The sequence below is a fragment of the Variovorax sp. V118 genome (genome assembly GCF_041154445.1).
GTDB lineage: Bacteria > Pseudomonadota > Gammaproteobacteria > Burkholderiales > Burkholderiaceae_C > Variovorax > Variovorax boronicumulans.
On record NZ_AP028663.1, the window covers coordinates 5,378,146 to 5,392,781 of the forward strand.

Annotated in this window: 12 protein-coding genes; 7 read left to right on the forward strand and 5 right to left on the reverse strand. The window is 70.2% G+C overall.

Annotated features, from left to right (window positions below):
* Positions 1-16: 16 nt before the first annotated feature.
* The gene (locus ACAM52_RS25015) at positions 17-1,393 is read right to left on the reverse strand and encodes a uracil-xanthine permease family protein (RefSeq protein ID WP_369644850.1); all 1,377 of its coding nucleotides are present in this window, start codon (positions 1,391-1,393) and stop codon (positions 17-19) included.
* Positions 1,394-1,540: 147 nt separating this feature from the next.
* Here ACAM52_RS25015 and ACAM52_RS25020 point away from each other — a divergent pair, with 147 nt between their 5' ends.
* A complete protein-coding gene (locus tag ACAM52_RS25020) occupies positions 1,541-2,581 on the forward strand; it encodes a LacI family DNA-binding transcriptional regulator (RefSeq protein WP_369644851.1) in 1,041 nt (346 codons plus the stop codon).
* Positions 2,582-2,588: 7 nt separating this feature from the next.
* Here ACAM52_RS25020 and ACAM52_RS25025 read toward each other — a convergent pair whose 3' ends face one another.
* Positions 2,589-3,947, reverse strand: coding sequence for a sorbosone dehydrogenase family protein (locus ACAM52_RS25025; RefSeq protein ID WP_369644852.1), 1,359 nt, complete (start codon positions 3,945-3,947; stop codon positions 2,589-2,591).
* Between the two features lie 130 nt (positions 3,948-4,077).
* Here ACAM52_RS25025 and ACAM52_RS25030 point away from each other — a divergent pair, with 130 nt between their 5' ends.
* From ACAM52_RS25030 to ACAM52_RS25050, 5 genes are all read left to right on the forward strand, one after another.
* Positions 4,078-4,851, forward strand: a complete 774-nt coding sequence (locus ACAM52_RS25030) for an alanyl-tRNA editing protein (protein ID WP_369644853.1) — start codon at positions 4,078-4,080, stop codon at positions 4,849-4,851.
* Between the two features lie 118 nt (positions 4,852-4,969).
* Positions 4,970-7,141: a protein-disulfide reductase DsbD family protein gene (locus ACAM52_RS25035; protein WP_369644854.1), complete on the forward strand. Its 2,172-nt coding sequence runs from the start codon at positions 4,970-4,972 to the stop codon at positions 7,139-7,141.
* 126 nt (positions 7,142-7,267) lie between these two features.
* Positions 7,268-7,960, forward strand: coding sequence for a redoxin domain-containing protein (locus ACAM52_RS25040; RefSeq protein WP_174250269.1), 693 nt, complete (start codon positions 7,268-7,270; stop codon positions 7,958-7,960).
* 126 nt (positions 7,961-8,086) lie between these two features.
* Positions 8,087-9,394: an MFS transporter gene (locus ACAM52_RS25045; protein WP_369644855.1), complete on the forward strand. Its 1,308-nt coding sequence runs from the start codon at positions 8,087-8,089 to the stop codon at positions 9,392-9,394.
* Between the two features lie 152 nt (positions 9,395-9,546).
* A complete protein-coding gene (locus tag ACAM52_RS25050) occupies positions 9,547-10,527 on the forward strand; it encodes a helix-turn-helix domain-containing protein (protein WP_095949470.1) in 981 nt (326 codons plus the stop codon).
* 10 nt (positions 10,528-10,537) lie between these two features.
* Here the strand turns inward: ACAM52_RS25050 and ACAM52_RS25055 are convergent, their stop codons facing one another.
* On the reverse strand, positions 10,538-11,836 hold the full coding sequence (locus tag ACAM52_RS25055) for a hypothetical protein (RefSeq protein ID WP_369644856.1): 1,299 nt from the start codon (positions 11,834-11,836) through the stop codon (positions 10,538-10,540).
* Positions 11,837-11,841: 5 nt separating this feature from the next.
* Positions 11,842-12,831, reverse strand: a complete 990-nt coding sequence (locus ACAM52_RS25060) for a tripartite tricarboxylate transporter substrate binding protein (protein WP_369644857.1) — start codon at positions 12,829-12,831, stop codon at positions 11,842-11,844.
* Positions 12,832-12,993: 162 nt separating this feature from the next.
* Between ACAM52_RS25060 and ACAM52_RS25065 the strand changes: the two genes are divergently transcribed.
* A complete protein-coding gene (locus ACAM52_RS25065; protein WP_369644858.1) occupies positions 12,994-13,926 on the forward strand; it encodes a LysR substrate-binding domain-containing protein in 933 nt (310 codons plus the stop codon).
* Here the strand turns inward: ACAM52_RS25065 and ACAM52_RS25070 are convergent.
* Complete coding sequence (locus ACAM52_RS25070; protein ID WP_369644859.1) at positions 13,923-14,630, reverse strand: ABC transporter ATP-binding protein; 708 nt, start codon at positions 14,628-14,630, stop codon at positions 13,923-13,925. The genes ACAM52_RS25065 and ACAM52_RS25070 overlap by 4 nt on opposite strands.
* Between the last annotated feature and the right edge of the window lie 6 nt (positions 14,631-14,636).

Consider the following 14,636-nt stretch of genomic DNA (forward strand, 5'->3'; position numbering starts at 1 on the left):
GGAAATGAGGAGGCGCTCATTGCGGCGCCGGTGCGATGGCCGGGCTGTCGGCCGGCACGCGGTTGAACACCAGGTTGAGCACCACCGCCGTGATCGAGCCCATGGCCAGGCCGTTGCCCAGCACCAGCTGCAGCGTGTCGGGAAAGCGGCTGTACAGGCCCGGCACGACGATGGGCAGCAGACCCATGGTCAGCGCGCCGGCCAGCACGAACATGTTGCCGCGCTCGTGCAGGTCGACCTTGCGCAGCATGTCGATGCCCATGGTGCCGATGATCGCGAACACCACCATCGCGGTGCCGCCGACCACCGCCGAAGGAATGGCGCTGGCCAGCCGGCCCAGCGGCGCCGACAGCGCGATGAGGATCAGGATCACGCCGGCCGCGGCCGTCACGTAGCGCGAGCGCACGTTGGTGGCGCGCACGATGCCGATGTTCTCGCCGCTGGTGATGATCATCGAGGTGCCGAAGAGGCCCCCCGCCAGCGACACCAGCGCATCGCCGCGGATGGTGCGCGGCACCACGTCGCGCGCATCGATCTTGCGGCCCACCACCTCGGCCACCGCCACGGTCTGCCCCGTGGCCTCGACCATCGAGATGACGCTGAAGATCAGGAGCGGCACGGCCGCCACCAGGTCGAAGCGCGGCATGCCGAAGGGCAGCAGCGTCGGCGCGCTCCAGAAGGGCCCGGCCGCCACGCTGCTGAAGTCCATCAGCCCGCAGGCCGCGGCCAGCACCGTGCCGGCCAGCAGGCCCAGCAGCACCGCGAGCTGGCCGAGCGTGCCCTTGAACACGCGCGCGAACAGCACCGTGAAGCCGATGGTCGCGAGCGCCAGCCCGATGTTCACCGGGTCGGCAAAGGTGGACGTGCCGGCCTTGCCCGCGATGATGCCGCCGTACACCTTCACGAGGTTGATCGACACCAGCAGCAGCAAGGTGCCGATGACGATCTTCGGAAAGTAGCGCAGGCAGCGCGCGAACACCGGCAGCACCAGGAAGTAGAAGAGCGCCGTGAGGATCACCGCGCCCGAGGCCGTCTGCAGGTCGCGCTGCTGGGCGATGGTCACGAACATCACGATGGGCGCGCCGCCCGGCACCATCACGAAGGGCAGCCGCGCGCCGAACTTCCACGGCCCGAACGACTGCAGCAGGGTGCCCACGCCGCACAGCAGGAAGGTGGCGCTGATCAGGTTGACCGTGAGCGCGGACTCCAGCCCCAGCGCCTTGGCCACGAGGAACACCGAGGTGATCGGCACGGCCGCCATCACCAGCACGTGCTGCAGGCCGAACAGCAGCAGTTGCGACAAGGGCAGCACCGCATCGACCGGGGCGATGGCGGAAGGCGCGCCGACAGGCACGACCGGGGGCACAGCAGAGGCATCGGGCACACGGGACATCATGGAATCCTTGAACCGGGACCGCGCCCAAATCGATTTGGGCGCACTGGCAAAAAAAGCCGCCGAAGCGGGTGAAGTACATTCCGTGGCACGGCGCCCCAAAACGATTTGGGAATTGAATCACCGCTTTTCGAAAAGGTCAACGGGATGAGCACCAACCCATCGCCGCGGGCAAACATCAAGGACGTGGCACGCGAAGCGGGCGTGTCGCCGACCACCGTCTCGCACGCGCTCAACGCCCGGGGCCAGGTCGACGCGGAAACGCGCGCGCGCGTCGAGCAGGCGGCGCTGAAGCTGGGCTACCGGCCCAACCGCAATGCGCAGCGGCTGCGCACGGGCGAGGCGCACATGATCGTGCTGCTGTCGTCGATGCCCTTCGCGGTGGCCGGCGGCCCGTCGCGCCTGGGCTTCCTGATGGAGGTGGCGGCCGTGGCGGCCGCCGCGGCGCTGGACCGCCGGCTGGCGCTGGTGCTGGCGCCGCCGATGGAAACCGGGCGCGTGCCCATGGAGCTGCTCGACGTGGACGGCGCGCTGGTCATCGAGCCTTCGGCGGGCGACCCCAACCTGGCGTACCTGCTGCGGCGCGGCCTGCCGGTGGTGGCCATCGGCAAGCCGGCCGAGGAAGCGGCCGACGGGCCGGCGATGCCGCCCTATGTCGACATCCATTCGGGCCAGACGACGCGCCTGCTGCTCGAGCACCTGCACGACCAGGGCGCGCGCAAGGTCGCGATGATCCTCGGCTCGGCCGCGCGCAACTCCTATGTGGAAGGCCAGGCGGCCTACCAGGCCTTTGCTGCCGCACGCGGGCAGGCACCGCTGCTGTCGCTGGTCGACGAGGCCGAGGGCGAGAACGGCGGGCGGCAGGCCGCGCTGGCGCTGCTGGAAGCACACCCCGACATCGACGCCTTCTGCGTGCCGGTCGACGCGTTCGCCTCCGGCGCGGTGACGGCCGTGCGCGAATCGGGCCGGCGCATTCCCGAGGACGTGATGGTCGCCACGCGCTACGACGGCCTGCGTGCGCGCACCTGCGTGCCGCCGCTCACGGCCGTCGACCTGCACCTGGACGAGGTGGCGCAGCAGGCGATTGCGCTGCTGTTCGACCACCTGCGCGGCGACACCAGCCGGCGCCGCGTCGACGGGCCGGCGGCCCAGCTGGTGCCGCGCCTGTCGTCGGCGCGCCGGGGCTGATCGCGCCTCAGTTGGGCTTGCTGCGCGACACGCGCCACACCGCGTTGCCCACGTCGTCCGCCACCAGCAGCGCGCCGCCCTTGTCCAGCGCCACGCCGACCGGCCGGCCGTGCGCCTTTTCGTCGGCGCTCAGGAAGCCAGTGAGGACGTCGACCGGCGGCCCGCTCGGCTTGCCGCCGATGAAGGGCACGAACACCACCTTGTAGCCCGACTTGGGCTTGCGGTTCCACGAGCCGTGCTCGCCGATGAAGGCGCCGTTCGCGAACTCGGGCGGCATGCCGCGCGCGTGCGAGAACACCAGACCCAACGGCGCGACGTGCGCGCCCAGCGCGTAGTCGGGCGCCAGCGCCTTGGCCACGCGCTCGGGCTGTTGCGGCGTGACGCGCGCATCGACCACGCCGCCCCAGTAGCTCCACGGCCAGCCGTAGAAGGCGCCCTCTTTCACCGAGGTGAGGTAGTCGGGCACGAGGTCGCTGCCGATCTCGTCGCGCTCGTTCACCACGGTCCACAGCACGTTGGTCTCGGGCTCCCAAGCCAAGCCGTTGGGGTTGCGCAGGCCGCTGGCGAACAGGCGCTTCTCGCCGCTCTTCGCATCGACCTCCCAGATCGCGGCGCGGCCCTCTTCGGCCGCCATGCCGTTCTCGCCGATGTTGCTGTTGGAGCCGACCGTGACGTACAGCTTGCTGCCGTCGGCGCTGGCGATGACGTTCTTGGTCCAGTGGTGGTTGAGGCCGGCGGGCAGCGCCGTCACCACGGTGGGCGTGGCGCTGACCGAGGTCTGGCCCTCGGTGTAGGGCACCTTCACGAGCGCGTCGGCGTTGGCGATGAAGAGCTCGTTGCCGACCAGCGCCATGCCGTAGGGCGAGCTGAGGTTCGCCAGGAACACCTGCTTCACCTCGGCCAGGCCGTCGCCATCGGCGTCGCGCAGCAAGGTGATGCGGTTGGCGCTGGGCACGCCGGCGCCCGCGCGGCCCATGACCTTGCCCATGACCCAGTTGCGCACCTTGGCGACCGGGCCGCCGGCGCCGCTCCCCTCGGGCTTGGGCGGCTTGTTGCTCTCGGCCACCAGCACGTCGCCGTTGGGCAGGGTGTAGACCCAGCGCGGGTGGTCCAGCCCGCGCGCCAGCGCCGTCACGCGCAGGCCCTCGGCGGGCGTGGGCCCGGCGGTGTCGGTCCAGCCGACGGCGGGCGCCACGTTGACGGTGGGGATCAGCGTCTTGTTCGGATCGGCCAGCTGCGGCCGGGGGCCGGTCGTGAGCTCGGGCGCGAGCTTGGCGGTCTCGCCGCAGCCGGCGACGAGCAGCACGGCGGCCACGGCCGCGGCGGACACAGCGAGGCGGACGGGAAGGTGCGGCGATGCGTTCATGCGGATTCCTTGAGCGGCGGGCGGCCGCAGACCGCCGGATCATGCGCAATCGCGCGGCGCGGGCGTGTCGGTCGTGGGCGCTTTCCGGCGTGCGCGCACCTCCTTCGCGCATCGTCGCTACCATCGCCGCATGACCGACGACCTGTTCCGCGCCGACGCCTACCTGCGCACCTGTGAAGCCCGCATCCTGCGCATCGACGACACCGGCATCGTGCTGGACCGCACCGTGTTCTATCCGCTGGGCGGCGGGCAGGCCGGCGATGCCGGCGTGCTGGTGCTCGCCGACGGCCGCGAAATCGCCATCGCCGACACCCGCAAGGCCAAGGACGCCGAGGGCCAGCCGACCGCCGAATTTGTCCACGTGCCCGCGCCCGACCAGGCCGAATTGCTGGCCGCGCTGGCGACCGGCGACACCGTCACTGCCCGCCTCGACTGGGAGCGCCGCCACCGTCTCATGCGCTTTCACACCGCCAGCCACCTGCTGTGCCACCTCGTGCCGGTGCCGGTGAACGGCTGCTCGATCACGCCCGAGTACGCGCGCATCGACTTCCACATCACCGACCCGCTCGACAAGGAAACGCTCACCGCGGGCCTTGCCAAGCTGGTCGAGGCCGCCCACCCGCTGACCGTGGGCGCCATCACCGACGCCGAGCTCGACGCCAACCCCGCGCTGGTCAAGAGCATGAGCGTGCAGCCGCCGCGCGGCACGGGCACGGTGCGCACCATCCGCATCGGCGGCACGGGCGAAGACGGCAGCGCGCCGTCGATCGACTTCCAGCCCTGCGGCGGCACGCACGTGGCCAACACGGCGGAAATCGGCGCCATGGTCGTCACCAAGATCGAGAAGAAGAGCGCGACCACCCGGCGCGTGGTCCTGGGCTGGCCCTCGGCCACCGCCGTCTGAGCCCCCGGAAAGACCCGGCCCCCAGGAACTTCGCCCCGCCCTCTGGCTCCGACTGACCGGCATGACCTTTTCGCGCATCTCTTTCGCTACTTTTCTGATAGCTACCGCCGCAGCCTGCATGCCGGCTGCGGCCCAGCTGGCCCCGAAGACCGGGGCCGTGGTCACCACCCCCCATGTGCGCGCCGAACTGGTCGCCCATGCGCCCCAGGGCGTGGCGCCCGGCGCGCCGGTCTGGGTCGGGTTGCAGATCACCCACCAGCCCGAGTGGCACACCTACTGGAAGAACGCCGGCGACTCGGGCCTCCCGACGGAATTGAAGTGGACGCTGCCCGCCGGCGTCTCGACCGGCGAGATCGCCTGGCCGGTGCCCAAGAAGATCCCGGTCGGCACGCTGGCCAACTACGGCTACGAGAACACCGTGCTGCTGCCGGTGCCGCTCGAGGTCTCCACGCTCTACAAGCCCGACGTGGCGCTCACCGGCGGCTCGCCCGCCATGGACATCAAGCTGCAGGCCTCCTGGCTGGTCTGCCGCAAGGAATGCATTCCCGAAGAGGGCGAGTTCACGCTCTCGCTGCCCACGCGCGGCTCGACCGCGCTGAACAAGGCGGCCTTCGACACCGCGCAGGCCGCGCAGCCGCAGCCGCTGGGCACGCCCGGCGCCATCGCCGTCGAGGGTCAGCAGCTGAAGGTGCGCCTCGAAGGCCTGCCCGCCGCCGTGCGCGGCAAGACGCTCGAGTTCTTCCCCGAAACGCCCGAGGTGATCCGCACCGCGGCCGTGTCCGGCAAGGACTGGACGCAGGCCTGGGACGGCGCGACCTGGACCGCCACCGTGCCGCTGGCCGATCAGCGCAGCGAAAGCCCCGCCGTCATGCCAGTCGTGGTGGTGCTGGCCGAGGCCGACCGCCAGGCCGGCCAGCCCGTGGCCTGGCGCGCCGAGACGCCGGTGTCGGGCACCTGGCCCGCCGCCACCGCCGCACCGCGCGCCGCCGAAGTGTCGCCCGCGCTGCAGGCGGCGCTGGCCGCCAACGCGGCCCAGGCGGCGGCCCCCGCTGCCGCTGCGCAGGCCCAGCCCGCCGGCACCTTCATGGTCGCCCTGCTCGGTGCGCTGCTCGGCGGCCTGCTGCTCAACCTCATGCCCTGCGTGTTCCCGATCCTCGCGATCAAGGTGCTGGGCTTCGCGCGGCAGGCGGGCAACGCCAGCGCGCACCGCAAGGCGGGCCTGGCCTACACGGGCGGCGTGATGCTGTCGTTCCTTGCGCTGGGCGGCGCCATGCTGGCGCTGCGCGCGGCCGGCGCGCAGCTCGGCTGGGGTTTCCAGCTGCAGTCGCCCGGCGTGGTGGCGGCGCTGGCGGCGCTCTTCACCCTGCTCGGGCTGAACCTGGCCGGCGTGTTCGAGTTCGGCCGCGCGGCGCCGCAGTCGGTGTGCAGCGCGCAGGCCAAGCATCCGCTGGCCAACGACTTCCTGTCCGGCGTGCTCGCCGTGGTGATCGCCTCGCCCTGCACCGCGCCGTTCATGGGCGCCTCGCTGGGCTTTGCCATCGGCCTGCCGGCGGCCCAGGCGCTGCTGCTGTTCGCCGCGCTGGGCCTGGGCCTGGCGCTGCCCTACCTGGTGGCAGGCTTCGTGCCGGCCGTGGCGCGCCTGCTGCCCAAGCCGGGCCCGTGGATGCACACGCTGCGCCGCCTGCTCGCCTTCCCGATGTTCGCGACCGTGGCCTGGCTGGTCTGGGTGCTGGGCCAGCAAAGCGGCATCGACGGCGCGGGCACGCTGCTCGCGCTGCTGGTGTGCCTGGCCGCCGTCGTCTGGGCGCTCACGCTGACCGGACGCACGCGCGTCGTCATCGCCACCGTGATGATCGCCTTCACCGCCGTGCTGGCCGGCACCATCGGCCGCAACATCGTGCAGGTGCCTGAACCGACTGCGAAGCTGGCCTCGGCAGCACCGAACGACGGCGAACGCTGGCAGCCGTGGTCGGCCCAGCGCGTGAGCGACATGGCGGCCGCGGGCCGGCCCGTGTTCATCGACTTCACCGCCGCCTGGTGCGTGACCTGCCAATACAACAAGAAGAGCACGCTGGCCGACGCCGAGGTGCTCGCCGACTTCGACACGAAGCAGGTCGCCATGCTGCGCGCCGACTGGACCCGGCGCGACCCCGCCATCACCGCCGCGCTCACCGCGCTGGGCCGCAGCGGCGTGCCCGTGTACGTGCTGCAGGCGCCGGGCAAGGCGCCCGTCGTGCTGACCGAAATCCTCAGCAAGGACGAGGTGCGCGCCGCGTTGGCAGCGCTTTGAGCGCCGATGCGGTGAATTGAAACGAGATGACAACGCCGCTGTCATGGGTTGTCACACGCACTTGAAGAAACCGTTCTAAGCTGCAGTTGTTGTTTGGAATTTTGTTTTTTGGAGTTCAAGCTGGCCATGACGCTCTCGCCCACTGTCGACTCACGCTCCCTTCGCGCCGCGCGCCAGGCGCGCGCCGCCCTCAGCCGCGCTTCCCGCCGCGCCGTCGTGGCCGCCGCCGTCGCGCTGGGCGCCACCTTCCTCATGGGCACCAACGCCTTCGCCGCGCCCGCCGTGGGCCAGCAGGCGCCCGACTTCGTGGCCGTCGACACCACCGGCGCCAAGCACAAGCTGTCTGACTTCGCGGGCAAGTTCGTGGTGCTCGAATGGACCAACCCCGGCTGCCCTTTCGTGCGCAAGCACTACGGCAGCGGCAACATGCCGGCCACGCAGAAGGCGGCCACCGACAAGGGCGTGGTCTGGCTCGCGATCAACTCCACCGAGCGCGCCGCCAGCGACTACCTGAAGGCCGACGCACTCGACGCCTGGATGAAGTCGCAAAAAGCCGCGCCCACCGCCGTGCTGATGGACGAAGACGGCGTGATCGGCCAGGTCTACGGCGCGCGCACCACGCCCCACATCTTCATCATCGACCCCAAGGGCACGCTGGTGTATGCCGGCGGCATCGACAGCATCGCCTCGGCCCGCGTGGACGACATCAAGACCGCCACCAACTACGTGAACCAGGCGCTGGGCGAAGTGACCGGCGGAAAACCGGTGTCGATGGCGAGCACGCGGCCGTACGGGTGTTCGATCAAGTACAAGAGTTGATGCGTGTGCACGCGCCGCCCAAAGCGCGGCGCGCCGCATTGACAGCTACCTGACTCCCCTCGTCAGGTGCAGGTCGGGAACCCCGACCTACCCTTGGGCCCACAACACCGCCCCAGGGGACACACCATGACTTCCGCGCCTGCCAACGCGCATTCCTCCTCGAAATTCGCCACCGTCCTGCGCGTGACCGGCGGCAACTTCATGGAGATGTTCGACTTCTTTCTGTTCGGCTTCTACGCCACGCAGATCTCGAAGGCCTTCTTCCCCGCGGGCAACGAGTTCGCGTCGCTGATGCTGACCTTCATGACCTTCGGCGCGGGCTTCCTGATGCGGCCGCTGGGCGCGATCTTTCTCGGCGCGTACGTCGACCGCGTGGGCCGCCGCCAGGGGCTGATCGTCGCGCTCGCGCTGATGGCCGTCGGCACGCTGCTCATCGCCTGCGTGCCGAGCTACGCGACCATCGGCGTGATCGCGCCGCTGCTGGTGCTGGTCGGACGGCTGCTGCAGGGCTTCTCGGCCGGCGTGGAGCTGGGCGGCGTGTCGGTGTACCTGTCGGAAATGGCCACGCCGGGGCGCAAGGGCTTCTACGTGAGCTGGCAGTCGGCCAGCCAGCAGGTGGCGATCGTCGTCGCCGCCGCGCTCGGCTACTGGCTCAACGTGACCTTCACGCCGCAGGAGATCGGCGACTTCTACTGGCGCATCCCCTTCTTCGTCGGCTGCCTGATCGTGCCGGTGCTTTTCATCATCCGCCGCTCGCTGCAGGAGACCGAGGAGTTCATGGCGCGCAAGCACCGCCCCGACGCGCGCGAGATCTTCCGCTCGATGGTGGCCAACTGGGGCCTCGTGGTCGCCGGGATGATGCTGGTGTCGATGACCACCGTGTCGTTCTACCTGATCACCGTCTACACGCCCACCTTCGGCAAGGCCGTGCTGCACCTGAGCACCACCGACGCGCTCATCGTCACGCTGTGCGTGGCCATTTCCAACTTCTTCTGGCTGCCGGTCATGGGCTCGCTGTCGGACCGCGTGGGGCGCAAGCCGCTGCTCGTGCTGTTCACCGTGCTGACCATCCTCACGGCCTACCCGTCGCTCAAGTGGCTGGTCGGCGCACCGAGCTTCGCGCGCATGCTCGAGGTGGAGCTGTGGCTGTCGTTCCTGTACGCCAGCTACAACGGCGCGATGGTAGTGGCGCTCACCGAGGTGATGCCGGTCAGCGTGCGCACCGCGGGCTTCTCGCTGGCCTACAGCCTCGCCACCGCCCTGTTCGGCGGCTTCACGCCGGCGATTGCCACAGGGCTGATCGAGATGACCGGCGACAAGGGCGCGCCCGGCCTGTGGATGACGGCCGCCGCGGCCTGCGGGCTGATCGCGACGCTCATGCTGTACCGCCGCAATGTCGACCCGGCCGACGCGGGCCGCGTGCCCGTCGTCTGAGAAGGTGTGAACCGCGGGCATTGACCCAGCGCGCACCGGCCATTGACCGGGAGCGCACCGCCCCTGCCGCCCCGGGTGGAAGTACCGATGATGGCGCGCGCCGACCTGCCTATCCTGCACCAGCGCTTCCGGCGCCCCCTGGGAACCACGGCATGAACGCACACCACTTCAGCACCCGGCTCGAACACCCGGCCGACCGGCAGGCCTGCTGGGGCCGCATCAACGAGTCGTACTTCGGCGCGCTGCGCGTGCAGTGCCTCGACCCCGGCCCGTTCGACGCGCGCATGGACGCCTACGAGCTCGGCCCGCTGGGCATGTTCATGATCGAGGCGCCTTCGCACCGCGTGGCGCGGCCCGACACGCACCGCGAGATCGCGCTCGACGAGCACTACAAGCTGGTGCTGCAGCTGGAAGGCCACGGCCACATTTCGCAGCGCGACCGCGAGTTCCACCTGCACCCGGGCGACTGGAGCCTGTACGACCCGCGCGTGCCCTACGCCATCACCAACCCCGAGCGCTCGCGCCTGCTGGCCATCACGATCCCGCGCCAGCAGTTCAAGGGCATGAAGATGCCCGACCTGCACACCTGCGAGGCCCACACACCCGCCATGCAGGGGCTGTACGCGGTGCTCGGCTCGTTCCTCACCTCGCTGGCCGACCAGCTGCCTTCGCTGCCCAACGCCGTCGGCCGCTCGGTCAGCGACACCGTGCTGGGCCTGCTGGCCTCCACGCTCGCCACGCACGCCGACGAACAGTTCGGCGCGCAGCCGCTGCCGGGCGTGCTGAAGGCGCGCGTGAAGCAGTTCGTGCACGCGCACCTGGCCGACCCTGCCTTGTCGCTCGACCTCATCGCGCAGCAGCTGCGCTGCTCCAAGCGCTACCTGCACCGCGTGTTCGAGGACGAAGACCAGACGCTCGACCGCTTCATCTGGCAGATGCGCCTGGAGCGCTGCAGCGAGGCGCTGCGCCAGGCCGCGGGTGGCCGCGCCTCGGTGTCGGAGATCGCCTTCGCCTGGGGCTTCAACAGCAGCGCGCATTTCTGCCGCGTGTTCAAGGCGCAGTACGGCGTGTCGCCGCGCGAGTTCCAGCGGCGCGAGGCGCAGCGGGCGGCGTCGCCGGCGCTGACGCACTAGACGCCCCCCTTCAGGGGCTGCCCACGATCCCCGACACGTCGACGATGTACATCTGCCGCTGCGATTCGTGCACCGAGTCGATGCACACCTGCAGCCCGTCGCGGCGCCAGCGCGGGTGCAGGTCGCACCGGTTCTCCTTGCTCAGGTCCGGCGAGGCGTAGAAGCTGCCCAGGTCATGGCGCCGGCCGGTGGCCATGTCGAACAGGAACAGCACGCGCTCGTGCGTGCGTGCGTCGGGGTAGGTGTCGCTCAGCAACCAGCGTGTGTTGACCGGCGAGAAGGTCATGTGGCCGTTCTCCACCAGCACGCCGTCGCCGATCACGCGGACCTCGCCGCCCACGCGGTCGTGGTACAGGTGGTAGTGGATCTTTCCGGCGTGCGGGCCCCACACGATGATGTGCTCGTCGTCCTGCCACAGCGGGTGCGAGATCTGGTACTCCGACTTCTCGTAGTCGAAGGTGCCCACGGCCGTCGGATCGAAGTCGTCCGCCAGCTGCGGCAGCGGGTGGTCGGAGCACTCCAGCAGGCGCAGGTCGGAGCCGTCGGGGTTCATCGTGAGCAGGCGGTGCAGGAAGCAGGTCTCGTCCTCGACGCGCTCCGTCCAGCGGTGCAGGAACAGCACGCGCGACGACGACGGGTTGACCTCGATGTGGCTCACCCAGTGGATCGCCTTGTCCATCGACGCGCGCGGGTGGAATTGGCGCAGGTCCTCGTAGCTCAGCAGCAGGCGCGCCGTGCCGGCGGCCAGGTCGGTCGCGTGGATGCCATCGTCGGACGGTGCCTGCGGCAGCTCGAACGGCCCGCCGGCCTCGCTGTAGCCGATGGTCCGGTGCGTGATGTACAGGCGCCGGTAGTCCACGCTCAAGGCCCAGCGGCTGTCGGGCGCCACCACGTAGATCGGCAAGTGCAGCAGGCGCTTGGCGCCGGTGTCGACGTCGAGCACCGTGGCGCCGAAGCCGGGGTAGAACGCATCGGCGTCGCCGGTGCAGCTGTTGTAGATCAGCTGGCGGCCCGGCGCGCCGTCGAGCCACTGCAGCTGGCTGCCCATCTGCCAGTTCCATGCGGTGGTGTCGCCGACTGCATGGAAGCGGTCGTTGTCCTGGAGGTCGAAGTAGCCGATGCGGGCGGTGGCCGTCGGTGTGAGTTCGGCGTCCATCCAGGGCACCTGCTGCGCCAGCAAATAGCGCCCGCTGCGGTCCCAGGCGCTCTTGTTGTAGTAGCCGAAGAAATGGTGCTGCGCGCCATCGCCCACGCGGCGGCAGGGTGCCGGCGCGAGGCGGGGTTGCTCGGGAAGTGGGTTCGACGACATGGGGCTCACTCCGCGGCAATGCGGCCTTGCTGGATCACCTGGTCCCAGCGCAGCTTCTCGGCCGCGATGAACTTCGTCGCGACATCTCGCGTGTTCGCCACCGCCGTCATGCCCTGCTCCGACAGCCCCTGGCGGAACTCCGGCGCCGCAACGATCTTGCGGATGTCGGCATTGAGCTTGTCGGCGATGGCATCGGGCACCTTGGCGCTCACCGCCACCGTGGTCCACGAGGTGGCCTCGAAGGCCGCAAAGCCCGACTCGATCGCGGTCGGCACCTCGGGCAGCGCCGGCAGGCGGGTCTTGCCCGTCACGGCCAGTGCCTTGAGCTTGCCGCCGCGGATGTGGGCCAGCGTGGTCGGCGGGTTCTCGAACATCAGCTGGATCTGCCCGGCCAGCAGGTCGTTCAGCGCGGCGGTGCTGCCCTTGTAGGGCACGTGCACGATCGGTGCGCTGGCCGTGAGCTTGAACAGCTCGCCGATCATGTGCACCGACGACCCCACGCCGGCCGAGCCGAAGTTGATGGTGTCCGGCTGCTTGCGCGCCAGCGCCACCAGCTGCTTCAGATCGTTGGCGGGCAGCGCGGGGTGGGCGACCACGACGTGCGGCATCTCGGCCAGCACCGTGACCACCTTCAGGTCGGTCGCGGGGTCGTAGCTCAGTTTCTTGAACACGCCGTAGGTCGCGTGCAGCCCGATCGAGCCGAGCAGCAGCGTGTAGCCGTCGGCCGGTGCATCGGCCACGAACTTGCCGCCGATGTGCCCGCCCGCGCCGGGCTTGTTGTCGACCACCACCGACTGCTTGTACAGCTTGCCCAGCCGGTCGGCCAGCATGCGGGCCTGCACGTCGGAGCTGCCGCCGGCGGTGAAGGGCACCACGAGCCGGATCATCCGGTCGGGGTAGGCCTGCGGCGGCGATGCCTGCGACGTCGAGGCGACGCCCAGGGCCAGTGCGAGAAGGCCGAGGCCGGCGGCCCTGCGGGGCCATTGCTGTGTCATGCGTCTTCCTTGCTGTGCGCCGCGACGGCGCGATGGAGGGGGTGGATAGGGCGCAGTCTAGGAACGCAGCATCATTCTGAAAAATTCATTTTCATTCGCAGGCTATGCAGAAAAGATATGCCATGCTTTCCGCCTTGCACCGTGCAGCCCAGGAGCCCCCGCATGTCGCGACCGTTGAACTTCCGCCAGATCGAGGCCTTCCGCGCCGTGATGCAGACCGGCACCACCACCGCCGCGGCGGCGCTGCTGCACACCACGCAGCCGTCCGTGAGCCGCCTGCTCTCGCAGATCCAGCATGCCACCGGGCTCAAGCTGTTCGACATCCACAAGGGGCGGCTGCGCCCCACGCACGAGGCGCGCCAGCTGTTCGACACGGTGCAGCGCCACTTCCTGGGCCTGGACCGCATCGAGCAGAGCGTGGCGGTGCTGCGCAAGTCGGGTGCGGGCTCGCTGCGCGTGGGCTGCACGCCGGCGCTCGGGCTCGGCGTCATGCCGCAGGTGATCCATGCCTTCTCGCGGCTGCACCCCGAGGTGCATGTCAACCTGCAGACCGTCGGCACGCACGCCTTGCGCGAGGGCCTGCTCTACGGCCTGTACGACGTCGCACTCAGCACCGCCGCCTTCCACGACCCGCAGCTCGACGCGGTCAGCCTGCACAAGGCCAGCGCGGTGTGCGTCGTGCATCCCGGGCATGCGCTGGCGCACCGCGACGCCGTCCATGTGCGCGACCTGAAGCAACAGGTGCTGCTCACACTGAATGCCGACGACGAGATTCACCAGCAGTTCCAGCGCACGCTGCAGCAGCACCGCATCGAATGCGCCGCCACGGTCGAGACCACCTACTCGGTCACCATCTGCATGATGGCGGCGCAGGGCACCGGCGTCGGCATCGTCAACCCCTACGTGGCCTCCGTGTTCGCGCGCGACCTGAAGATCCTGCCGCTGTCGCCGCGCTGCCCGGTGGAGGTGTCGATGGCGTTCTCGCCGCAGTCGGCGCCTTCGGCCATCGCCGAGGAGTTCACCGCGCGGCTGCGCGACCACTTCCAGGCCTTCGTGATGCCCACCGCACGGAAGGCGCAGAAAGAGCGCGCCTAGGCCGCCGAGAGGTAGCTGCTGTGCAGGATCTCCGGCCGGCTGCGCAGTTCTTCCGACGAGCCCGCAAAGGCCATGCGCCCGCGCTCCAGCACGTAGGCGCGGCTGGACACGGCCAGCGCCACCGTCGTGAACTGCTCGATCAGCAGCACGCCCACGCCCTCGCGCGCGACCTGCTGCACCACCTCGACCAGCCGCTTGACCACCGCGGGTGCGAGCCCCAGCGAGAGCTCGTCGATCGCGAGGTAGCGCGGTTTTCCGATGAGCGCCTGCGCGATGCAGACCATCTGCTTCTGTCCGCCCGACAGCGAACGCGCGGGCAGCGCGAGCTTCACGCGCAGCTCGGGGAACACGCCGAGCACGCGCTCGACCGCATCGGCCACGCCGGCCGCGGGCAGTGCGGTGGCAGCGGCGCGCAGGTTGTCGAGCACCGACAGCTCGCCGAGCACGCGATGCCCCTCCGGCACCACCGCCACACCCAGCGCACGCACGCGCTCGGGCCGCTGGCCGTGCAGTGCGTGGCCTTCGACCTCGATGCGCCCGCCCGTGAGCGGCAGCACGCCGCCGATGGCCATCACGGTGCTCGACTTGCCCGCGCCGTTGGCGCCCAGCAGCGCCGTCACCTCGCCGGGCGGCACCTGCAGGTCGATGCCGTGCAGCACGGCCTTGCCGCCGCGCTGCAGGCGCAGATCCGTCACGTTCAGCATGGGGTG